A 21,727-nucleotide genomic window follows, 5' to 3' on the forward strand; every position below is an offset into this window, starting at 1 on the left:
TCTTGGTTTAGCATGCTAAACACACGTGCTAAACCAAGAGTGCCTGACAATGTCATCTTTTGATTACCTGAAACCCGCCATCCGCAAGAAGAAAGGTACCCTTCAGCAGGTTGCCGACGCAACCGGTATGACCAAGGGCTATCTCAGCCAATTGCTGAATGCCAAGATCAAAAACCCCAGTGCTCAAAAGCTGGAAGCGCTGCACCGCTTTCTGGAACTGGAATTTCCCCGCCACGACAAAACCATCGGGGTGGTGTTCGGCAAGTTTTATCCTCTGCATACCGGCCATATCTACCTGATCCAACGCGCCTGTAGTCAGGTTGATGAATTGCATGTGATCCTGGGTTACGACGAATCACGCGACCGCCTGCTGTTTGAGCACAGCGCCATGTCGCAGCAGCCCACCGTAAGCGATCGTCTGCGTTGGCTGCTACAAACTTTTAAATATCAGAAGAATATCCGCATTCACGCCTTTAACGAAGAAGGCATGGAGCCTTACCCGCACGGCTGGGATATATGGAGTCGAGGTATCAAGGCCTTTATGCAAGAGAAGGCGATTGAACCCAACTTTGTCTATACCAGCGAAGCCAAAGATGCCCCGCAGTACCGCGAACAGTTAGGCATCGACGCGGTGTTGGTTGACCCAGAACGCTCATTTATGAACATCAGCGGCGCACAGATCCGTCACGATCCGTTCCGCTATTGGGATTATATTCCCACCGAAGTGAAGCCCTTTTTCGTGCGCACCGTTGCCATTCTCGGCGGCGAATCCAGCGGTAAATCGACGCTGGTCAACAAGCTCGCCAATATCTTCAATACCACCAGCGCCTGGGAGTTTGGCCGGGACTATGTCTTTTCCCATCTGGGCGGCGAAGAGATGGCGCTGCAATATTCCGACTACGACAAAATCGCGCTAGGGCAAGCACAATATATTGATTTTGCAGTAAAATATGCCAATAAAGTGGCCTTTATCGATACCGATTTCATTACCACCCAAGCATTTTGCAAACAGTATGAAGGACGCGAACACCCTTTTGTCCAGGCGTTGATTGACGAATACCGGTTTGATCTGGTGATTCTGCTGGAAAACAATACGCCGTGGGTCGCGGATGGTTTACGCAGCCTGGATAGCAGTACCGCACGCAGCGCGTTCCAAACGCTACTCAAAACCATGCTGGTGAAGAATAACGTCCCTTACGTACACGTAACCGAATCAGATTATGATTCGCGCTTCCTGCGCTGCGTGGAACTGGTACAACAAATGCTGTCGCACCGTACGTCTGGCGGGCCACATACGCCGACGCTGTAATCAACGACGGATTACCACTGCCAGCGGCGAGAGGGGGTCAGAATGGCGGGCAACGGGATGTCCCACGCTTCGTTCGGGATGGCATCGACCTGCTGGCAGTCATGGGCCAAGCCAATCGGGTATTGCCCCCGCTGTTGCCAGCGCTGTAAGGTCCGGTCATAAAACCCGCCGCCCATGCCCAGCCGTTGTCCCTGCGCATCGAACGCCACCAACGGCGTAAACAGTACATCGAGTTGGATTAGCGGCAACACGCGGCGCACATCCAGACGCGGCTCAAAGATCTTCAGGCGATTCTTCACCAGCGGTGTCTGCGCATCGTAGTGTAAAAACAGCAAATGTCCCGGCGAAAACGGGTGCAGTACCGGCAGATACACCGCCTTTCCCTGCTGCCACAGACGGGCAATCAACGGCTGGGTATCCAGCTCACCGTCAAACGACAAAAACAGCGCAATCCGCTGTGCCTGCTGCACTTCAGGTTGTTCCAACGCACGTTCGGCAATCTGCTGGGCAAACCGGGCTTGTTGTTCCTGCGTGAGCGCGCGGCGCAACTGACGCACGCGATCGCGCATGGCCTGACGCTGTTGCTGTGGCGAAATGGGCATGGACGCAGAAGTCATAGGCAATAACAGGGAGAAGGAAGGAGAGAAGGGATCTCCGAGATGCCGCCGCAGGTGGTAACCCTTGAACCCTTGGTTCAAGGTGAACATACCGTCGCAACCTTAAGGCTTCTCGGACGAACCAAGCATGCTCACCGGCTGCGGAGCGTTACATTCTGTTGGTTTGAAATATCGGCTCAGGGGACTGACCCGCACACAAACACCTCAGAGAAATTTTATTCTTTACTCGTGAATAACTATATCACGCTTTATAGCGAAAAACATCGGGCAACTAACAAAAATCAATTTCAAAAACCAAAACGCGGAGCAAGGCGCTTGCCCCTCTCGACTCACTCGAAAGGCGTGCCCTGACGCTCGGTTATACGCCCTTGTTCCAGCAAGGCCTGCTCGATGGTCTGCTGCAACATACGGATGCGCTGCTCCATATTTGCCGCGTAATCACGCGTTTTCAAGCGCTCTTGTGCCAACTCATGGCACACGTTAAGTGCAGCGATAAACACCAATTGTTCCGTGTTGGTCACGCGTGTGCGCACTTTGAGATCCTGCAACCGCTGGTTAAGATCTTCCGCAGCCTGATTCAACGCTTCCTGTTGTTCCGGCGGACAATTGACTCTTAACGAACGGCCAAAGATTTGAATATCTACTGGTTGTGCAGACATGCCCCTTTCCTCACCTCGTTATACACATCTCTGTTCGTGCCTGAGCGCGCGTAGCGTTTCGGCGGCCGTCATGACTTTCTGCAAGCCTTTCCAGATAGTTTTTGCGCCTGGTTCACCGTCGCCTTTTCGAGCAAGAAAGCCTCCCAGTTGCGCAACTAAGCGCAATACTTCGTTTAGCTTAGGGCGGCCCTTGGGCATACGCTTGTTCATCAGTAGGTAAGCTCCATGAGTCTCGTCGGAATCAAAGAACAACATTGCGTCCAGCTCTGGACAGGTTCGTCCCATACGCATTAAATAGGCGATGCGCCATGCCACGATCATGAACAGCGCCAATGCCCGCTCAATGCGATCCACGGTCGATAACTGTAACGCTTCGACACAGCAGCCGTTCTTAAGCACATTGAAGAACATCTCGATTTCCCATCTAGCCTGATACCAGTCGATCAGCTCCACGATATCTTCTCGTCCTTCAGGTACGCGATTGCTCAGCAACCGCCACTCGACAAGCTTCACGCCTGCTGGCGGCTCAATTTCCTTGGCTATCACACAAGTCACTGCCAACCCGCAACGCAGCGACACTCGCTTCACGCGCAGCGCCTGTTTCACCGTACGCGCCTTCTGCCCCGCGCGAGCCGCCATAACGAATTGGATTTCTCCCACCGGCACGGTCTTTCCAACCTTCTGCCAAAGCTTCTCATTACAGTCCAGACTGCGATTATGAGTCGAGCGGATCAACCAGTCAGCCGGAGTGCCAAGGTCATCAGCGAGCTGCATCAACGCCTTGAATCCGCTTCGCGATCGGCTAAGTACACCAGACGTGTGTTTGGCAACTCCGAGGCGAGTTCAGCAACTCGCTCGTATCCCTCGAGCCAGCGCGTACTCTCCTTGATCCCATCGCGTTTTCCGTCTGCATCCTTCGGCTCTCTTGCCCACATCCACGCATCCAGTACGCCCAACCCCACGCGATCCGGACTGACCGCGTAGGTCGGATGCAGGTACAGACCACGCCTGGCTTCGTAGTTCAAGGGACCCAAGCCTTGGATTTGCTGCCCGTTGAAGTCAAGCTCGGTAGTGTCTTGGATACACAGCACAACCTCGTGTTCTCGGATCCTTTCCTGCGTACGCTGCCAGTGAGGTTGCAGAATGTCTCGCCATTCGAATGCTTGGTTCTCCATGAAGCGGTAAGCACCCAGCGTCTCAGACCATCCGAGGCACGCATGCGGAATGCTGGCTTGCGGATTCTCAGCCAGCCGTATCAAAAGCCCTTTGGCACGCTTATTGAGCCTCGTGTCACCAAGATTTACCCCTTCCAGTTCTTGGTGTGCCCAGCCATCTGAATCCCGTGTCATTTTTCAGCGCCGTAAATGGCGATAGTACACGTCGGTTTCACTTCATTTACAACCCCACCGGCTGCCTATTTCAGCCCGCTAACCCTTGGCATATAAGGCGTTGCGGACTTGTGTATAACGAGGTGCCCTTTCCTGCCTCATTTCGTTTTCTGCGCCGCAGAAAAAATTCATATCACGGACTGGCGACAGCCCCTTCACGCGGGCGCCACTATAATAACTCAACATAGAAGAAACAAGCCCTTTCTGGCATAGCAGCCGAGCTTGGTGGTAGCATAACACGATACCAACCCGCCAACGATGAACAAAGCACATGTCCATAGAAACCACGTATCCCGGCTATGAAACCCTAGACGCGCTCCTGACACAGCAACAAGTTGCACTGACGGCAGCGGAAATGCACGGGCTTATCAGCGGTATCCTGTGCGGGGGCAACACCGATGACAGTTGGAAAACGTTGTTACACGAGCTGACTAACGATGGTCTGGCATTCTCTCACTTGGTTTCTCAGCCGTTGCAAACGCTGTATCAGGTCACTAAAGAAGCGCTAGAAGAGAGCGAATTTGAATTCCAACTGCTGCTACCGGATGACGACAACACGGCGGTAAGCGTGTTTGATCGTGCCGACGCGCTGGCCGGATGGGTCAATCACTTTCTGCTCGGGCTGGGCGTCGTTCAGCCACGTCTGAACAAGGCGCAGGGCGAATTGAAAGAAGCCATCGACGATTTGCGCAATATTGCCCAGCTTGGCTATGACGAAAATGAAGATCAGGAAGAGCTGGCGCAATCGCTGGAAGAAATCATCGAATACGTCAGAGTTTCCGCTATTCTCTGCCACAGTGAATATACACGCCCGGTACAGACCGCACCGGAGAAGAAAAAACCAACGCTACATTAATCGCGCATCCAGCCTTACCCGCAGGGGTTCCCACGCAGGAGGGAATTACCGAATGCGCATCACACAGGAGCAGGTGATGATTCAACAAGACGCTTTTGGTCAGGAATATACTTGCCGCCGCCAGCAGTTGCTGGAAAAAATGGCTCCCGCCAGCGCGGCGATATTTTTTGCCGCACCGGAAGCCACGCGCAGCGCTGACAGTGAGTACCCATATCGCCAGAACAGCGATTTCTGGTACTTCACCGGATTTAACGAGCCGGAAGCGGTGCTGTTACTGGTAAAAAGCGATGAGCACCATCATCACACAGTCCTGTTCAACCGCGTGCGCGATGTCACGGCGGAAATCTGGTTTGGACGCCGTCTGGGGCAGGAAGCGGCCCCTTCGCGCTTGAATGTCGATAGAGCCCTGCCATTTAGCGACATCAATGCGCAGTTGCACCTGCGGCTCAACGGACTGGACGTGATTTACCACGCACAAGGGCTGTACGAGTACGCGGACCGCCTGCTGTTCAATGCACTGGAGACGCTGCGAAACGGCACGCGTCAGGGGCTTATCGCACCGCCGACGCAGACCGACTGGCGCCCCTGGGTGCACGAGATGCGCCTGTTTAAATCCCCGAAAGAGCTAGAGCTGATGCGTCGGGCTGGAGAGATCACCGCCAAGGCCCATACTTGCGCCATGACAAGCTGTGAACCTGGGATGTACGAATACCAATTGGAAGGGGAAATTCATCATGAATTTACCCGCCACGGTGCGCGCTATCCTTCGTATAACACCATTGTCGGCAGCGGTGATAACGGCTGTATTCTGCACTACACCGAAAACGAACGGCAAATGCGCGAGGGCGATTTGGTGCTGATTGACGCGGGCTGCGAATATCAGGGCTATGCCGGTGATATCACGCGGACCTTCCCGGTAAGTGGAAAATTCAGCCCCCCGCAGCGCGCGATTTACGATATTGTGCTGGCTTCACAGCGCAAAGCGCTGGCGCTATTCAAACCCGGTGTCAGTATTCGTGAAGTGAATGAGCAGGTGATTCGTATCATGGTCGAAGGGTTGGTTAAACTCGGCGTGCTGAAAGGTAACGTCGATGAACTGATCGCCGAACAGGCGCACCGCGCGTTCTACATGCACGGACTCAGCCATTGGTTGGGGCTGGACGTGCACGATGTTGGCGATTACGGCGCGTCAGAGCGCAGCCGTTTGCTGGAACCCGGCATGGTGCTCACCGTCGAACCGGGGCTCTATATCGCGCCAGACGCCAAAGTGCCCCATGAATATCGCGGCATCGGTATCCGCATCGAGGATGACATTCTGATCACTGACAGCGGTAACGAAGTATTGACAGCGGGCGTCGTAAAAGACGCCGACGACATTGAAGCGTTGATGGCACAGGCCCGTGCCGTACGCCAGGCAGCGAGATAATCGCGATGACGATCCTGATAGTCGGCGGAGGCATGGCGGGAGCAACGCTGGCACTGGCCATTTCCTCCCTTTCCGGCGGCACCCTACCCGTAGAGGTGATAGAAGCACACTCGCCGCTGGACAGCGCGCATCCCGGCTTCGACGCCCGCGCTATCGCGCTGGCGGAAGGCACCGTGCAGCAGCTTAAGCGTATCGGCATCTGGCAAGCTATCGCCAGCGAAGCGGAACCCATCACCGCGGTGCACGTCAGCGATCGCGGCCACGCCGGTGTGGTCAACATGCAGGCCAGTGATTATCGTACCGCCGCATTGGGTTACGTGGTGGAGCTACATCAGGTTGGTCAAACCCTGTTTCGGTTACTCCACAGTGCGCCAGGCGTACGCGTGCACTGCCCACGCAAGGTAGTACACGTTGAACGCAGTGCCGAACAGGCCACCCTGCAACTGGATGACGGCAGTACGCTGTGCGGGCAGCTCTTGGTGGCGGCAGACGGCTCCTCCTCCGCGCTGGCTCGGGCCTGCGGCATGCGGTGGCAGACAGAGGAGTATCCGCAGTTTGCCGTTATTGCCAACATCCGCACCCAGTTGCCTCATGCGGGAAAAGCCTTTGAGCGCTTTACCCCAGACGGCCCGTTAGCACTATTACCCATGCGCGGTGGACGCAGTTCGTTGGTATGGTGCCACCGGTTATCAAACCAGACGCAGGTAACCGCCTGGAGCGAGACCGAATGCCGCGCCGCGCTGCAACGCGCCTTTGGCTGGCGATTGGGCGCAATTACCCATATCGGCGAACGTCACACTTATCCGCTGCGACTGGTGACAGCGGCACGTCATATCGCGCATCGCGTGGCGCTGGTGGGCAATGCGGCACAAACGCTACATCCTATTGCCGGACAGGGATTCAATCTCGGGCTGCGCGATGTGATATCGCTGGCAGAAACCCTGACACAAGCCGCCACATCCCAGGAAGACACCGGCAGCTATCGCGTGCTGAGCCGCTACGCTCAGCGCCGAGAATCCGATCAGCAGGCGACCATTGCACTGACAGACGGTCTGGTACGCCTGTTTGCCAACAGTGTTACCTCGCTGGAAATGGGTCGCAATCTGGGTTTGATGACCATGAATACCGTTGCGCCCGTGCGTGATACCTTTGCGCGCCGCACGTTGGGTTGGGTCGATCGTTAATGCAAGCAACAGGAAACAGGGCTTATGCAATCATTTGATGTGGTTATCGCGGGCGGTGGCATGGTCGGTCTGGCATTAGCCTGCGGGCTGCAACAATCAGGGCTACGCATTGCCGTTCTGGAACAACGTAGGCCACCACAGACGGCCGCGGACGGGGCTTATGCGCTGCGCGTCTCCGCCATTAACGCGGCCAGCGAATGCCTGCTGCGTCATCTCGATGTCTGGCAAGCGATCGAAGCACAGCGCATCAGCCCCTATAACGCCATGTACGTGTGGGACAAAGACAGCTTTGGCAATATCCATTTCGAGGGAGAGGCCTACGGTTTTTCCCGACTCGGCCACATTATCGAAAATGATGTCATTCAACGCGCCCTGTGGCAACGAGCCGAAAAAGCAAAAGACATTACCCTGATGGCACCGGCGGTATTGCAGCAGGTGGCCTGGGGCGAGAACGAAGCATTTATTACGCTGGACGATGGCACCATGCTCACGGCGCGCCTTGTGGTCGGCGCAGACGGTGCGCACTCCTGGCTACGTCAGCAGGCCGATATTCCACTGACGTTCTGGGATTACGGTCATCACGCACTGGTGGCAACGGTACGCACCGAACGCCCGCACGACGGCGTGGCACGCCAAGTGTTCCACGGCGATGGCATTCTGGCGTTTCTGCCGTTGGCGGAGGCAAACCTGTGCTCGATTGTCTGGTCGCTGCCACCGTTGCAGGCCGAATCCATGCTGGCACTGCCCAAGGAGGCTTTCGATCAGCAATTGGCGATCGCCTTTGACACGCATCTTGGGCGGTGCACCACCATCAGTGCCCGGCAAACACACCCGTTAACCGGACGCTATGCGCGCAGCTTTGCCGCGCATCGACTGGCGCTGGTGGGCGATGCCGCACATACCATCCACCCTCTAGCCGGACAGGGCGTCAACCTCGGATTTATGGATGTCGCCACGCTGATCGCCGAAATCAAACGCTTACAGGGGCAAGGTAAGGATTTCGGGCAATACCTCTACCTGCGACGCTATGAACGCCAGCGCAAGCACAGTGCCGCGCTGATGTTGGCCAGCATGCAAGGGTTCAGGGAACTGTTTAACGGAGAGAACCCGGCGAAAAAATTGCTACGGGATATTGGCCTGACGCTGGCGAACCGCCTGCCGGGGGTGAAACCGGTGCTGGTGCGTCAGGCGATGGGATTAAATGACCTGCCGGAATGGCTGGTGCACACCGCTACGCCGCAGTAAGTAAAACGCTACGCCAAAGCAGACGAACTGTCAGACTGCTGGCAAAGTCACTCTCCTCCTCGTCATCCTCGGCGAAAGTCGGGGATCTCTGTGAGAAGAAACGCATTTCATCTGCACGAGATTCCCGCCTTCACGCGAATGACGGAGGTGGCGGAAATGCCGGAGGTCGGGAAGCGTTACTGTTTTCGGTAAGTTTGTCAGTAAATTCTCGGTACGCCAGAAGGGGCGTACCGTTAACATTACTTCTTTTCGTGGTGCGTCGCTTTGTCCAGATAGCCCATCAGAAACGCCGAGAGCACAAACGTCAGGTGGATAATCACATACCACATCAGCTTGTTATCCGGCGTGTTGCGCGCATCCATAAACACGCGCAGCAAATGGATAGAAGAGATGGCGACAATCGATGCCGCCACTTTATTCTTGAGTGAGCCGGAATCCATTTTGCCGAGCCAGCTCAGTTTCTCCCGATCCTCATCAATGTTCAGCGTCGAGACAAAGTTCTCATAGCCAGACAGCATCACCATTACCAACAGGCCGCCTACCAGCGTCATGTCAATCAGCGACAGCAGTACCAGGATCAGATCGGCCTCTGCCAATGCAAAGACGCTTGGCAGAATGTGAAACACTTCCTGGAAAAATTTGAGCATCAGCGCCAGTAACCCGAGCGACAGTCCGAGGTAGATCGGGGCCAGCAACCAACGCGAGGTGTACATCAGGTTTTCAATAAAACGTTCCATAGTTCTTCTTTTTGCAGGTGAATAACCACCGTCGTGAAATGGGCACACGACGGCAAAACGCACAGTTTACTGATCGACCACTAAACCATCTACATGAAGACGCGTTTTCAGTGGACGGCGACGGTAGGGATATTTTTCTGCCACATTATCCGCCAGTTCGATGCCAATGCCCGGTGCCGTGGGAATTTCCATAAAACCGTCAACACACTTGAAGCTGCTCTTGACCACATCGCGCTTCAATAAGCCATTTTCCACGCCGGTGGCGCCAAATTTCTCCGACAGCGCCGGTTGGTCGTCACCGGGATACTCCAGCAGAGCAAAGTTGGGGGATGCTCACCGCAATTTGCAAACAGGCGGCCGTAGAGACCGGGCTGAGCGGGTTATGCGGTACCACCATCAGGTCATGCGCTTCGGCCAGCGCTGCGATTTTCTTCGCGCCGGTAATGCCTCCGCACATGCACACGTCAGGCCGCACGTAGGAAACCGCATTGCGTTTGATCAGCATGGCAAACTCTTGCAGGTTGTTCAGACGCTCGCCGGTGGCAATCGGCACGTTGATTTTGTCTGCGACCTGCGCCATCGAATCAAAGTTATCTGCCCCGATCGGATCTTCAATAAAGTAAGGTAGATAAGGCGCGATACCCTGCGCAAACACAATCGCATCATGCGGTTTCAGACGGCGATGTACTTCGATACAGAGATCGACTGATCTTGACCCACCATCTCCGGACAGCTTTTGTATCTTAAGTTAACGATGCCCGCTGGCGCCGATATTCTCTTGGGGAGTTGTATCCCAGCGCACTGTGCGGATGGTTTTCATTGTAATGATTGAACGCCGCTGCAAGGTTCTTCAGCGCTGTTCGCACATCGGGTTTTGGCATGAAGGCGATGTAATCTTCCTTCATCGTCTTCACGAACCGTTCTGCCATGCCGTTACTCTGTGGACGGCTCACTGCTGTTGTGCAGGGCTCCAGATTCAGTTCTCTGGCGAACTTCCGCGTTTCATGCGCTGTGTACGCTGAACCATTATCCGTCAGCCATTGCACTGGTTTATCCGGCAGCGCGCTACCGAAGCGTTTTTCCACCGACCTCAGCATCACATCCTGCACGGTTGAACTGTCATAACCCCTGGTGCTCGCTGCCCAGTCTATGGCCTCCCGGTCGCAGCAGTCCAGTGCGAACGTCACCCGCAGCTTCTCGCCGTTGTCACAACCGAACTCGAAGCCATCTGAGCACCAGCGCATATCGCTCTCTGCTACCGCGATTTTGCCTTTATGCTCCCGCTTCGGACGTTCAGTTTTATCATGCAACAGCAGCAGGTTATGCTCGCTCATTATCCTGTAAAGCCGTTTGGCGTTCACCGGTGGAAGTCCCTCTGCACGACGTTGCTTACGCAGGATACCCCACACTCGGCGGTAACCGTAACTGGGCATGTCGCTGATGATACGGAGGATGTCCGATAATATCTCAGCATCAGCTTCGTCATTACGCCGGTTGCTGCGCCTGTCCAGCCAGTCGGCAGAACGGTTAACCCGCAGTGACAGCTGCGCACGCGACACGCTCATGGCGCGGCTGACCAGAGCTATTCCCCGTCCTTTGGCAACAAGGGCGCGTGCGCTATCCATTTTCGCGACTGGCGGTACTCCACTGCTTCTTTGAGGATCTCAACTTCCATCGTCTTCTTACCCAGAAGGCGCTGTAGCTCCCGGACCTGCTTGAGGGCAGTCGCCAGCGCCGAAGCTGGAACCACTTCTTCTCCGGCCGCAACGGCGGTGAGGCTTCCTTCCTGGTATTGCTTCTTCCACTTAAACAAAAGGCTGGGCTGGATGCCATGCAGGCGGGCTACATGGGAGACGTTCATCCCCAACTCCATTGTCTGCTGAATGATGGCGATTTTCTCTTGCGGAGTTTTACGCTTACGGACTTCTTGCCCTAACAGGATCCCGGTCATTTCAAAATTAGCATGATTGTTAGACATATATCTAAGCCTATCTCTTATCTGGAGATACAGCTACTGTCTGGTGTTACAGGAGGCTACATCACCAACTGTATGACAGTGGTTGGAGGGATTATCCGTCCAAAGCCGAATCAATGGACGAGCAGGCGCTTTTGCAGTTCGTTAAGGCACGCATACGCCCGTTTTACCGCAAACTAACCCATAATGAGTGGCTTACGCTTCTCGCACGTTAACCATTGGCCGGTGAGTGTCTGGCGTAAAAAAACCGCCTTCTCATCGGCTACCCAATAAACGGGCTCGCGCGGTGAGTAAGGCGGTTGTCAGAGGAGAAAGGCTGAATTACTTATTGGCAGCCTTCTCAGCGGGTTCCGTCATCTTGTGATTGATGCGGTTATCAAAATTCTCGTTAAACTGCTTTTTCTGCTCCGGCGTCAGAACGTTATAGATCTTGTTCTGCGTTTCCAGACGGCTTACCATCCGCGCTTTGTGAATCTCATCCTGCTTATTGACCTGCGCTTGAGCTTTCGCCATATCGAACGTGTCGGAGGCAATCACATCACGCATTGCGCGGTGTTCATCCTGCATCACTTTGCGCATGTTATCGCGCGCATCGCGAATGATATCCCCAACCTGCTTTTTCTGCGCCTCGGTCAGGTTGAGATCTTTAAGCATCCACTCTTCATGCATGCCGGTACGAGGGCCACCGCGTTCACCTTTCATCATACGAGCTTCATGACCGTGGTCTTTTTGAGCATCGTTCGCATGCGCAATACCCGCCGCGCCAAACGCCAATGTAGATGCCACCAGAATAGCTGTCAGTTTACGCATAGTGCTATCTCTCTCTTTCCAGGTTACTCGTTAACGACGATTGTCGTCTTGACGGTATTGAGTATAGGCCGTGCAACTTCGAGTTAATTAGCGTAAGGGTAAATCTTTGCAAGTTCCGTCTCCACAATTGCGTCAAATGTGGAGAATGCGGAGAATGCGGAGAATGCGGAGAATGCGGAGAATGCGGAGAATGCGGAGAAACTATGTAAACCCTGCAAGGAAAACGTTAAGACACCTGTAGACTAGATAACAATGAAAATATAAAATTATTAAAATCAATTTATTATCAAAAAAACAAAGTTTTTTACTCTTAAATCGCTTACTATTTAATCTTTGTCTATATAGATTGTATTTCATGAACAAGAAAACGCAGACAGTATCGACATCATTGCCAGCGCAAGCCTATCAGCTTGACGGACAACTCTGTTTCGCACTCTATTCAGCCAATCTGGCAATGAATAAAGTCTGTAGTGGTCAACTAATATTGGCCACCGCATTAGACTGTATGTAGAACAGTCGCTCAGATTCGTTTGGAGTTAAGCCGCCGTTATACCAGTGAGGCCGGATAGCGCTGTAATACCCCGTGATGTAGCGGATAATCGCGTCCTGGGCTTCGCTGAAGCTGTTGTAACCCTTTGTCGGCACCCATTCTGTCTTCAGGCTGCGGAAGAACCGCTCCATTGGCGCATTATCCCAGCAGTTACCCCGCCGACTCATACTCTGCTTTATCCGGCAGCGCCACAGGGCTTGCCGGTATTGACGGCTGGTATAGTGGCTGCCCTGGTCGCTGTGGAACATGACTCCTGTTGGTTGTCCCCGGAGTTCCCAGGCCATCTGCAACGCTTTAACTGTCAGCGCCGAGTCCGGCGACGTCGACATGGCCCAGCCCACCGGTTTGCGGGCGAACAGATCTAGCACCACCGCAAGGTAAGCCCAGCATTTGCCCGTCCAGATGTAGGTCACATCGCCGCACCAGACCTGATCCGGCGCGGTAACCGCGAACTGGCGGTTGAGATAGTTCGGTATTTCAACGAGTTCATTGCCGCCGCGTTTGTATTTGTGAGCCGGTCGCTGGCAGCTGGCGATACCCAGCTCCTTCATCAGCTTGCCAGCCAGCCAGCGCCCCATTTTGACACCGGAGCTGCCGGTGACGATGGTCGCGATACTTCGAGCGCCGGCAGAGCCGCCGCTGGCGTTCCAGGCTTCCATGACGCGGCTACACTTAACCACGCGCTCACCGTCGGGTTCATTAGCGGAAGCCTGCCAGTGCCTGTAGCTGCTGCGATGTACCTCAAAAGTTTGGCACAACGCCGTGACCGGGTATCGCGCCCTCAGCCTGTCGACTACCGTGAACCGTTGAGTGAGTCCGACATTAAGAGCGCCGTAGCCTTTTTTAGGATTTCGTTCTCCATTTCAAGGCATTGGACTTTTTTCTTCATCTCACGCAGCTCGAGCTGTTCAGGGGTAAGAGGAAGTCCCGTTGGCGTTTTTCCCTGTCGTTCAAGGCGAAGCTTATTGACCCAGCGACTAATGGCAGAATGGCTGACATTAACCGCCTCTGCGGCCTTAACGTATGTGTAGCCGTGGTCGACAACCAGCTTTGCGGCTTCGAGCTTAAATTCCGCCGTAAAATGTTTACCCATGAGGTCACCTGTCGTGTTGATGAGGTGAGCATATCACCTCCGCTCAGGTGGCCAGTATCAGTGTGCCACTACAGTCTATCGAAAACAGCTGTCAGCACTGTCACTCACCTACCCCCAGTATCTTGTCATGCTGGTGTTGTGGGAGCTCGATGGGATTACGGTATCGGAACTGGGTGAGCAGCTTTATTTGGATTCCGCCACGCTGACGCCGTTGCTCAAACGATTACAGCAATCTGGCCTGGTCAGCAGAACGCGCAGTGCGGAAGATGAACGTCAGGTGCTGATTTGGTTGACGGAAGAAGGCCGCACATTGCAACAAAAAGCGAGTGCTATACCGGAAAACATGCGGTGTGCAACGCAATGCGATGACAGCACGCTGCAAGCGATGAAGCAGCAGTTAGAATACCTGCGTGCCAGACTGATCGAGAATCTTTGATGGCCGCTAATCTCGACGTTTTATTTCGACCATTTAAATATCACACGATTTAATATCGTGATAAAAAATAGCCTGTAGGAGTTACACCATGTCCATTGAAAAAGTACTGTATGTCGCTCACGCAAAAGCCACTGACGGACGTGATGGCCGCGCCGAATCCTCCGATCAGCAACTGAGCGTCAAATTGACGACACCGCGCGAACTGGGCGGTGCCGGTGGCGAAGGAACTAACCCGGAACAGCTGTTTGCCGCAGGTTACTCTGCCTGTTTCCTTGGTGCGCTGAAGTTTGTCGCCAGCAAAGAAAAAATTGCACTGCCAGCGGCGACCGCCATTGAGGGGAGTGTCGGCATCGGTGCCGCACCAACCGGATTTGCTATTGAAGTGGAATTGAAAATTGATCTGCCGGGGTTGGCGCGTGAAACCGCGCAAGCACTGGTGGAAAAAGCCCATATCGTGTGCCCGTACTCTAATGCCACACGCGGCAATATCGACGTAACCCTGACGCTACTGTAAGCCACACAGCGAAGTTATAAAGTACTAATCTAATAATTATCAAATAGTTAGGGTTAATTGGTACTCAAAAGATAGGCGACAAAACACAACAAAGCACAACAATACACGACATTTTTATCAATAACTTACCGTCCATTTCGACTTGCCGACTACGCCAGAATCCCCACATTTGACGAAGGAAATCCCATGCGCTATAGTCGCTTTCAGGTGCTGAACACACCCTAGAAGCGGATACCGCGCCCGAAAGTAATGCGGTTTTTTTACGTCCATAGATTATTATGGTCGGGTAGCGAGTAGCGATACAACACCCGTATGGGAAAAGCTGCTGGCCGTCTTCTAGCGGTGTTCAAGTACCCGACCGCCCATCTGAACAATGGGTAAATTGAACAATCTAGAAGGATGTATATTATGACCAACCCAATCAATACAAACATTCTGTCCGTCATTACCCACAATAACATCGCCGTTATCACTACTGAACTTCTGGCGCAGCTTTACGGAACTGACGTCAAACATATTCAAAATAACTATCTCCGAAATGCGGACAGATTTATAGCAGGTAAACATTTCTTCAAACTTGAAAACGATGAATTACGAGAAGCCAAGAACAGACCATCTTTAAGAGGGTTAGTTGGCAAAAATGCTCGTAGCCTCATCCTTTGGACAGAACGCGGAGCCGCCCGCCACGCTAAGATGCTTGAGACCGATAAAGCATGGGAAGTGTTCGAGCAACTGGAAGATTGCTACTTCAATACTGAACGTGCTAACAATCCGCCACAGTATCAACCCGAGTCCCACGAACTCTTCACTGCTAACGATACCGCTAACCTCGCCCGCCTGATTTGGCACATGAGCCATAACTTCCGCTTCAAACAGGCGTGGAGCAATGGCATCTGGTACGCTTTACGCGAAGCCACCGGCATTCCCTCACCTCAGCCGATGGAAGTCCGCCACATCCCGAATATCGCCCGAGAATGCGAACGCATATGGGCTGTTATCGAACGTCTGCAATCGGCTATGGTTGACGCAGAGAGACGAACCATTAGGCAGCTTGTGCGCAAGCGTGAGAATCTGGATAGCGTGATGGCTGAAATCGATAGCTTGCTTAATGACGCCAGCCAGAGCAACGCTTTCATGCTCACCGATACGCTGACCCGCTGGCACAAGTCCGAACTCAAGCAGTTCGCGCAGAGGCACTGACAGCCGCCCCGGCTCGTTGAAGGGCCGGGGATTTCGATGGCATACCGTAACCTGAGCAAGGTATACTGCGCCGATGACAACATCCTCACTCTCCCAACATGACTCCCTGTTCAAAAACCTCGGCGATATCGCTGTGGCCCGAGACTTTTTGGAAATCCATCTACCGCCGCATCTGCACATCCTGAGTATGGTAGTCGCTCCAGCTTCCTGTCCCGCGTGGGGGATGATAAGGTTATTGGCCGAGAAAAACGGTGAACCTTGAGAGGGGAAAGGGTTTTGCGTTGAGAGGATCTGTCGTTTCACCGGGTGCAGCATAAAATCTGTTTATTCAACAAAGCCAATTTTTTATTCACTTCTTTCTTGCCGTCCTGCAAAATCCACATCCACGAATTTCGAGACCGTTAATCCGTTCAGCGAATCTTTCAGTATCACCTCAAGACTTCCTTTATACGGCGCCTCCAGGGTTATCTCTGTCACAAACGGGGTAAATACCGCGTTCTTTCTTACCACAACGGCTTCATTAAAATAATTTAGCATGTGGGCAACCCGGTGGCTGATGTCGGGACTGATAGTCACCTCTGGCTTAATGACCGCGGCGTACTTGTGGGTGTTTTGTGGCAAATTTTGTGGCTCATATTCCATATGGATTGTACCATCACTGATCGTAGAGGCCGAGACGGTCAGTGAGTCCAGCGGCGTATGGCTGTGTAACACGGTAAAACTTTGCATCGTTCCGCTTAACGTATCAGTCAGCGTGATCACCGACCTCTCATCATCTCGCCCCGAATAATTCGTGGTCATGTCAATCACACCGCTGCTTTGTGTCAGACGTGAGGCTTTTAAGGGGGTAAATCTCTCCGGCTTGTCTGCCGTGACCTGTAATGCCGCTGGCAGCTCCGCATTCAGTATTGCAAACGGGATGCGGTAATTGTGATTCACCGCCGCCCGGAAGCTGAAAACCGGCGACACAATGCGCGGGGCTGTCGGGTAACCAACCATGTGTGTGTTCTCGCGCGTCGGCCATGCCGGAACCTTATAGCCCCCTATCAACAGGTATACTTGCTTATCTTCAGGGGCGGGGGGTGTGGTCAGTGCAATTTCCACCGGATTGTACTGTCCCGTCTGGTTGGCTATTGCTATCGGATCGCCATAAGCATCAAAGCCCAGCAGTTTATTCTTGCGCATATTCACATCCGGCAGCGCCTCAACGCTGGTTTCCGGCACGGTCAGGAATTTCTTCAGGTTAATGGCCTGCCCGCCGGCGATCGACGGCATGATGTTGCTGAAATAAAATTCCTGCACACCACTCGTGTTATAAACTGCCATCGCATAGGGACCTTCTGTGAGAAAGTCGGTCACCACGCCGTTGTACACCGGATAACCGGCGTTGTTTATCACCAGAGGCTGCGCCACCTGCACCATCACGCCGGATTCGTTCGCATAATAAACCGGGATCTGATTGAGGGGCTGGGTCGGGTCGGTATCAGGACGACCGATGTAAATATTCCCGTTCGGGATGGGTTTAAAACTGCGCGGCATAACGAACAGCGAAGACGGTATGCGGACCGCGACGTTAGCATTAATATCGGCCATAAATATTTCTCCGGGCGTGAGTCGTCCCCACAGAGCGAATCTGCGGTAATAAAAAACCCGCCGAAGCGGGTTAGGTTGGGTTATCTCATTTGCCGCGCTTTACTCTTGCTGGGTAGCTTGGTTTGCCAAAATTGGCTTAACTATATTTGCAGCTTGATTTAATGCTCGTTCGTATGCTGCCGTTCCTGCTTTTGTGCCAGCCAATCGCAGCAAGGCATTTCGCATTGGCTTTGACTCGTATAGGCGCATCAATGTACCAAAACCTCCTTCAATCCCAAGCGTCGCTCCGAGAGACAGCACACTACCCATCATTCTCAGCCTGTTTGCCTGAGACTGACCAGTCTGAGTAACAACGTTTGCGGCATCGGATCTTGATGTGGTACGCAAAACGTCATCCAGCGCATCAAGCTCTCTCATGTGCCTCCCGCTAAATACGCTATTGTAGATTTCACCACCGGCTTGTTTTTTCAGTTTATTCACTTGGGTCATGAATTTTGCCGGTGAGTCACCCGCCGCATCTGCCATTTTTGTGATATATGCCGCACGCATTGCATCCTTACCTTTAGGGTCAAGGGCTGACCAAATTCTCTTGATGTCAGAGGCATTACGACTATATACAATGCTATTTATCAGTTCTGGCGTGGCTTCGTTACTCGCTTTATTCAATATCGTGGATATGCGCTTATTCAAAACCTTGTTGTAAATATTTGCGTAGTCTGAGTTGGCCTTGATGTATTTTGCCGCGTCAGATGGCCCGAGCGTTTTACCTACCGATGAGCGTAAATCACGACTCATGGCATTCTCTACCATGTGGGTGATCGCCTTTGCCTGATTAGGGAAAACCATGGCATCACCCTGAACATTTGACCGGAAAGCTGTGCGATGCTGGCGAAGCAGGTCGAAATCCACTCCTTGGCTTGAAAGTTCGTCTTTCAGGTTTTTTAACGTGCCTAATAACCCCTGATCGGCAGAAGTCCCGAGGCGCTCCAGTCTTGCAATGCTGGTGTCTATTGCGCTGATAGAGTTGGTTGTTTCAACTGGTGACGCACCCATTTTCGTGGTTACGTCATCAATAACTGCCCCGGCTGCGTCCTTTCTACCTTTCAATGTTGATGTCAGTGACTTAACGATATCATCAGGATTGTACTCGCCTACTTGATCTAGGTAATTACTGACAAGTTTGCTTCTACCCGCATACTGCTCCGCTCTTTTTTCGCCTGTTCCTAAAATGGCACCTTCCGCATCTTGTTGGAGCCCTCTCGTGAATGCATTTCTCGGCTTGACCATATCTGACGTCATTGGGGTAATACCCATGCGTTCAGCATTCGCAATGGTTTGCTGTGCCTCTGGTGCAATACTCCCCTTGAGAGCCGTAACACCTCTACCTATTGCAGTGGCAGCACCAGAAAGCAGACCTTGAGCGCCTAGATTAATTGCGGCGTTTTGAGCAGCATTAGCGGCAAAATCTCCCTGCTGATTAGAAGCCTCAGCAAGTGAGCCTGTTATCATGTTACCGGCAGTGCTTATCCCGCTTGCCAGAGATGGCGATCTAGTCAACAACTCCGCTGGCAGAGCTACTTTTGCTGCCGCGCCAATCGGCATTAAATATCCGCCAATTGCCTCGCCAGCCTGAGCGAATTTGTCAGTGGGCCTGTCTACCGGGCGATAAATAGGATCGAGCACATCACCAAGACCAACCGCGCCAGTTCCGGCATTGATTAAATCAGCTCCACCCTGGAGAATATCAAACGGAATGTTTACCAGCCCCCTGGCAGCTTGCTCAACGTTATCAGCCATGGACGGTGATTGAGATTGAGTCTGTTGCTCTTGCGCTCGCTGCTGCTCAAGGGCAGAAGGGTATGCCGAATAAAACTGATCTCTCGCTTCAGCCCAATTCTCACCAGTGCGGGGGGCAACCACTTCGTCAAAGTATTGCGCCTGTGCTTCTGTTTGCTGCTGCGGAGATAGGGATTGATATTGAGGGGAAGCTATTACGTCCTTCCATGCCTTTGGCATTAATCACCCCATAGCGAAGAAAAGCCGCCCTGTTGATGCGGTTGTGTTGGTTGTTGAGCTGGCTGCGGTGCCTGCTGCTGAGACTTACTACCACCCACATTAACGTTGTACTGCTGGTTGTAGTTGTCAGTATACTCTCGAATCTCGCGTGCAGACCTTTTCGCCGCCTCTGGGCTTGAAGAATCAAACTGTGGCATACCTTGAAAATACATCTTGGCCTCTGCCACCGTGTTAATTCCGCTGGCCCCCATGTCGCGGGCAGCCGCAACACCTTGGTTTTGCATTCTTCCCTGAATCCTCTGTGCAGCATTGTATAGTTGGCGTTGCTCGCCACCACTTAACCGACTTCTTACATCTGCGCCTAAAGCTTGCTTACCCGTGCCACCAGTAATCCCTGTCATAACCCCAAGAGCCCCTGCGCTAGCACCCTCGATGGCGTCCAGATCCTTCTTCATGGCGGAATTCTGCGCCGTCGCTGCTGATGTTGGAGGCGCAGCGATAGCGCTAGCGGGGACGCGAACCATATTCCCGGCGTCATCAACCCCTTCATAGAAAGCACTGGCACCAGATCCATGCAGCTTGCCAGTGACACTTACAGTACGCCCGTCTGCCAGTTGAACCATGCTATCCCCCATCGCCTCTGGCCTACCGCGCACCCTGAGATATGTTTTTTGTTGATCTGGCCCGAGGCTCTGAAAATATTGGTATTCTCGGACAGATGCGGGGACAGACCCACCGCTGGTTCTCAGTGAGTTCTGAAAACTAATATCCTGCCCTCTAGCCTGCAAACCTTCGCTTGCCCTATTACTGCGCACCTGCTCTGTCAGTTTTGCCGCGTCATTCTGGCGTCCCTCGCGCTTATCCAACGCTTCCAGATAACCCTTTGGTCCCAGCGAGAACATAGCCAGATTGCCGAACAGGTCAGATGCACCTTTCGGGTCTTGCTGGTATGTCTGACCTACATCTGCCGGATTTACGCCAATACGGTTAAGCTCGTCAGCATTGGTTTTCAGGAAGTTGCCGAATGCTTCCGGCCCTTGCCCTGCTGCTACCTGTGCATTCATCGCTAGATCACCCATCGTTGTACGATGGTCATCGTCAATGAATCCCATGCCTTTCTGCACATTCTCGAACTGGTCAGGGTATTTCGCTGCCAAATCACGCATGGCGGTACGGTCGCCCGATTTAAAAGCGTTGCCGAACTCCTGCTGGAATACTTTCTGACGCTCTGCCTGCTGGTTTTGCTTGTAAGCATCAGACAACCCTTGCAGCCCCTGTAATGCCTGCAATCCAACGTTGTTACCACCTGCGCGGGCGAAGTCGTTGTTATCACGAATCATGCCGAGAGTGGCGTTAACATCGCGGGCGCGTGGGGCGTTTTCGTTCATTCCGCCGATACCAGCCAGAAAGCCGCCAGAGTTAATACCTTGGTTCCAGGTAGCCATCAGAACAACCCTCCAAGCAACCCAAGCCCACCACCGATGGCAGCACCCCACGGCCCACCAATCCCCATACCAATGGACGCGCCACTTAATGCGCCGCCGATGCCTTGCTGCAATGACGATGGCTTATTAGCATTAGCCGCTGCAAGTGACGCATTCTGCTGCAATAGTTGGCCGGTGTTGTTGGCGTAGGCCTGACCGGCGTTGGCCTGACCGGTCAACGCCCCAAGACCGATATTCGCCAGATTCTGGTAGTTGTTCATCTGGCCTGAAAGCCAGTTCTGACCAAGCGTAGGCGCGATGGCAGCAAGCTGGTTTCCGGTTGCGGTGGAGCCAAGACCCCCGTTTGCCTCAGCAGCTGCAAGACTCTGATAGCGGGCCTGATTCGCAAGGTCTTTATATTGCTGTGAGTTGTAATACTGATTTAGCGCACTACCCTGACCCTCAAGCGTGGACAGGTTCTGCAACTGAGATATGTTCTGCTGAGCAAGCGGCGTGAATGGCGAAAGGTTATTCATCACCGTCTGCCACTGCTCGCGCTGTAATGCAGTGGCGCGGTTCATGGCATCAGCTTGAGCCCCTGCCCCATTGTCACTACCACCGCCTTTACCCCCCTTTTCAGGGCACCAGGGTTCTTCGCCTAGCAGTTTCCTGCCCAGCGTAAATGCATATAACAT

The 21,727-nt window shown here is 53.4% G+C and carries 18 protein-coding genes, 1 other RNA gene and 4 pseudogenes; 9 read left to right on the plus strand and 14 right to left on the minus strand.

Annotated elements, in window-relative coordinates:
• Nucleotides 1-49 precede the first annotated feature (49 nt).
• Entirely contained in the window at nt 50-1,309 is a 1,260-nt protein-coding gene (gene nadR / locus ACWWJF_RS28095; RefSeq protein ID WP_455871565.1) for a multifunctional transcriptional regulator/nicotinamide-nucleotide adenylyltransferase/ribosylnicotinamide kinase NadR, read from the plus strand.
• An 11-nt stretch (nt 1,310-1,320) separates the two neighbouring features.
• Here nadR and ACWWJF_RS28100 read toward each other — a convergent pair whose 3' ends face one another.
• The 4 genes and pseudogenes from ACWWJF_RS28100 to ACWWJF_RS28115 form a co-directional block, all read right to left on the minus strand.
• Entirely contained in the window at nt 1,321-1,911 is a 591-nt protein-coding gene (locus tag ACWWJF_RS28100; protein WP_455871566.1) for a 5-formyltetrahydrofolate cyclo-ligase, read from the minus strand.
• 45 nt (nt 1,912-1,956) lie between these two features.
• Nucleotides 1,957-2,140, minus strand: a non-coding RNA gene (gene ssrS / locus ACWWJF_RS28105) — 6S RNA.
• A gap of 115 nt (nt 2,141-2,255) precedes the next feature.
• Nucleotides 2,256-2,585 carry a cell division protein ZapA gene (gene zapA, locus ACWWJF_RS28110; protein WP_196906564.1) on the minus strand — a complete coding sequence of 110 codons (330 nt, stop codon included), beginning with the start codon at nt 2,583-2,585 and terminating at the stop codon, nt 2,256-2,258.
• An 18-nt stretch (nt 2,586-2,603) separates the two neighbouring features.
• A pseudogene (locus ACWWJF_RS28115) lies at nt 2,604-3,934 on the minus strand (IS4 family transposase).
• A gap of 310 nt (nt 3,935-4,244) precedes the next feature.
• Between ACWWJF_RS28115 and ACWWJF_RS28120 the strand changes: the two are divergent.
• The 4 genes from ACWWJF_RS28120 to ubiI are packed head-to-tail and all read left to right on the plus strand — an operon-like array spanning nt 4,245 to nt 8,684.
• Nucleotides 4,245-4,829 carry a YecA/YgfB family protein gene (locus tag ACWWJF_RS28120; RefSeq protein WP_455871567.1) on the plus strand — a complete coding sequence of 195 codons (585 nt, stop codon included), beginning with the start codon at nt 4,245-4,247 and terminating at the stop codon, nt 4,827-4,829.
• Between the two features lie 52 nt (nt 4,830-4,881).
• Nucleotides 4,882-6,255, plus strand: a complete 1,374-nt coding sequence (gene pepP / locus ACWWJF_RS28125) for a Xaa-Pro aminopeptidase (RefSeq protein WP_455871568.1) — start codon at nt 4,882-4,884, stop codon at nt 6,253-6,255.
• 5 nt (nt 6,256-6,260) lie between these two features.
• The gene (ubiH, locus tag ACWWJF_RS28130; protein WP_455871569.1) at nt 6,261-7,439 is read left to right on the plus strand and encodes a 2-octaprenyl-6-methoxyphenyl hydroxylase; all 1,179 of its coding nucleotides are present in this window, start codon (nt 6,261-6,263) and stop codon (nt 7,437-7,439) included.
• Nucleotides 7,440-7,463: 24 nt separating this feature from the next.
• Nucleotides 7,464-8,684 carry an FAD-dependent 2-octaprenylphenol hydroxylase gene (ubiI, locus tag ACWWJF_RS28135; protein WP_455871570.1) on the plus strand — a complete coding sequence of 407 codons (1,221 nt, stop codon included), beginning with the start codon at nt 7,464-7,466 and terminating at the stop codon, nt 8,682-8,684.
• Between the two features lie 239 nt (nt 8,685-8,923).
• Here ubiI and ACWWJF_RS28140 read toward each other — a convergent pair whose 3' ends face one another.
• The 5 genes from ACWWJF_RS28140 to spy form a co-directional block, all read right to left on the minus strand.
• The gene (locus ACWWJF_RS28140; RefSeq protein ID WP_455871571.1) at nt 8,924-9,421 is read right to left on the minus strand and encodes a TIGR00645 family protein; all 498 of its coding nucleotides are present in this window, start codon (nt 9,419-9,421) and stop codon (nt 8,924-8,926) included.
• Between the two features lie 66 nt (nt 9,422-9,487).
• On the minus strand, nt 9,488-9,676 hold the full coding sequence (locus tag ACWWJF_RS28145; protein ID WP_455871572.1) for a hypothetical protein: 189 nt from the start codon (nt 9,674-9,676) through the stop codon (nt 9,488-9,490).
• A gap of 40 nt (nt 9,677-9,716) precedes the next feature.
• Nucleotides 9,717-10,076, minus strand: a complete 360-nt coding sequence (locus ACWWJF_RS28150; RefSeq protein ID WP_455871573.1) for an enolase C-terminal domain-like protein — start codon at nt 10,074-10,076, stop codon at nt 9,717-9,719.
• 88 nt (nt 10,077-10,164) lie between these two features.
• A protein-coding gene (locus ACWWJF_RS28155; RefSeq protein ID WP_455871587.1) for an IS3 family transposase occupies nt 10,165-11,372 on the minus strand; the annotation gives its coding sequence in 2 pieces (ribosomal slippage) (nt 10,165-11,051 and nt 11,051-11,372; 1,209 coding nt in all).
• A gap of 345 nt (nt 11,373-11,717) precedes the next feature.
• Complete coding sequence (gene spy / locus ACWWJF_RS28160; protein WP_455871574.1) at nt 11,718-12,206, minus strand: ATP-independent periplasmic protein-refolding chaperone Spy; 489 nt, start codon at nt 12,204-12,206, stop codon at nt 11,718-11,720.
• Nucleotides 12,207-12,561: 355 nt separating this feature from the next.
• Here spy and ACWWJF_RS28165 point away from each other — a divergent pair.
• Nucleotides 12,562-12,672, plus strand: a pseudogene (locus ACWWJF_RS28165) (MarR family transcriptional regulator); the annotation flags it as partial.
• Between the two features lie 8 nt (nt 12,673-12,680).
• On the opposite strand, the gene ACWWJF_RS28170 reads toward ACWWJF_RS28165, so the two are convergent.
• Nucleotides 12,681-13,849 (minus strand): IS3 family transposase gene (locus ACWWJF_RS28170; protein WP_455868696.1). Its coding sequence is split into 2 segments (ribosomal slippage): nt 12,681-13,594 and nt 13,594-13,849, totalling 1,170 coding nucleotides; the frame shifts between segments, so codons are not numbered across the junction.
• A 73-nt stretch (nt 13,850-13,922) separates the two neighbouring features.
• On the opposite strand from ACWWJF_RS28170, the pseudogene ACWWJF_RS28175 reads away from it, so the two are divergent.
• From ACWWJF_RS28175 to ACWWJF_RS28185, 3 genes and pseudogenes are all read left to right on the plus strand, one after another.
• Nucleotides 13,923-14,285, plus strand: a pseudogene (locus ACWWJF_RS28175) (MarR family winged helix-turn-helix transcriptional regulator); the annotation flags it as partial.
• 88 nt (nt 14,286-14,373) lie between these two features.
• Nucleotides 14,374-14,799, plus strand: coding sequence for an organic hydroperoxide resistance protein (locus tag ACWWJF_RS28180; RefSeq protein WP_455871575.1), 426 nt, complete (start codon nt 14,374-14,376; stop codon nt 14,797-14,799).
• Between the two features lie 408 nt (nt 14,800-15,207).
• Nucleotides 15,208-15,588 (plus strand): annotated as a pseudogene (locus tag ACWWJF_RS28185) (ORF6N domain-containing protein); the annotation flags it as partial.
• Between the two features lie 756 nt (nt 15,589-16,344).
• Here ACWWJF_RS28185 and ACWWJF_RS28190 read toward each other — a convergent pair.
• From ACWWJF_RS28190 to ACWWJF_RS28205, 4 genes are all read right to left on the minus strand, one after another.
• Nucleotides 16,345-17,592 carry a phage tailspike protein gene (locus ACWWJF_RS28190; protein ID WP_455868538.1) on the minus strand — a complete coding sequence of 416 codons (1,248 nt, stop codon included), beginning with the start codon at nt 17,590-17,592 and terminating at the stop codon, nt 16,345-16,347.
• Nucleotides 17,593-17,691: 99 nt separating this feature from the next.
• On the minus strand, nt 17,692-19,608 hold the full coding sequence (locus tag ACWWJF_RS28195; protein WP_455868539.1) for a DNA transfer protein: 1,917 nt from the start codon (nt 19,606-19,608) through the stop codon (nt 17,692-17,694).
• The gene (locus tag ACWWJF_RS28200; RefSeq protein WP_455868540.1) at nt 19,608-21,053 is read right to left on the minus strand and encodes a phage DNA ejection protein; all 1,446 of its coding nucleotides are present in this window, start codon (nt 21,051-21,053) and stop codon (nt 19,608-19,610) included. Before ACWWJF_RS28200 ends, ACWWJF_RS28195 begins: the two co-directional genes overlap by 1 nt.
• Entirely contained in the window at nt 21,053-21,727 is a 675-nt protein-coding gene (locus tag ACWWJF_RS28205; protein ID WP_455868541.1) for a DNA transfer protein, read from the minus strand. Before ACWWJF_RS28205 ends, ACWWJF_RS28200 begins: the two co-directional genes overlap by 1 nt.

The sequence above is a fragment of the Symbiopectobacterium sp. Eva_TO genome, assembly GCF_053848865.1.

Bases quoted from the DNA above. Each gene is read 5' to 3' on its own strand.
- nadR (WP_455871565.1), top strand. From the start codon at position 50: ATGTCATCTTTTGATTACCTGAAACCCGCCATCCGCAAGAAGAAAGGT.
- ACWWJF_RS28100 (WP_455871566.1), bottom strand. From the start codon at position 1,911: ATGCCCATTTCGCCACAGCAACAGCGTCAGGCCATGCGCGATCGCGTG.
- zapA (WP_196906564.1), bottom strand. From the start codon at position 2,585: ATGTCTGCACAACCAGTAGATATTCAAATCTTTGGCCGTTCGTTAAGA.
- ACWWJF_RS28120 (WP_455871567.1), top strand. From the start codon at position 4,245: ATGTCCATAGAAACCACGTATCCCGGCTATGAAACCCTAGACGCGCTC.
- pepP (WP_455871568.1), top strand. From the start codon at position 4,882: ATGCGCATCACACAGGAGCAGGTGATGATTCAACAAGACGCTTTTGGT.
- ubiH (WP_455871569.1), top strand. From the start codon at position 6,261: ATGACGATCCTGATAGTCGGCGGAGGCATGGCGGGAGCAACGCTGGCA.
- ubiI (WP_455871570.1), top strand. From the start codon at position 7,464: ATGCAATCATTTGATGTGGTTATCGCGGGCGGTGGCATGGTCGGTCTG.
- ACWWJF_RS28140 (WP_455871571.1), bottom strand. From the start codon at position 9,421: ATGGAACGTTTTATTGAAAACCTGATGTACACCTCGCGTTGGTTGCTG.
- spy (WP_455871574.1), bottom strand. From the start codon at position 12,206: ATGCGTAAACTGACAGCTATTCTGGTGGCATCTACATTGGCGTTTGGC.
- ACWWJF_RS28180 (WP_455871575.1), top strand. From the start codon at position 14,374: ATGTCCATTGAAAAAGTACTGTATGTCGCTCACGCAAAAGCCACTGAC.
- ACWWJF_RS28190 (WP_455868538.1), bottom strand. From the start codon at position 17,592: ATGGCCGATATTAATGCTAACGTCGCGGTCCGCATACCGTCTTCGCTG.
- ACWWJF_RS28195 (WP_455868539.1), bottom strand. From the start codon at position 19,608: ATGCCAAAGGCATGGAAGGACGTAATAGCTTCCCCTCAATATCAATCC.
- ACWWJF_RS28200 (WP_455868540.1), bottom strand. From the start codon at position 21,053: ATGGCTACCTGGAACCAAGGTATTAACTCTGGCGGCTTTCTGGCTGGT.
- ACWWJF_RS28205 (WP_455868541.1), bottom strand. From the start codon at position 21,727: ATGTTATATGCATTTACGCTGGGCAGGAAACTGCTAGGCGAAGAACCC.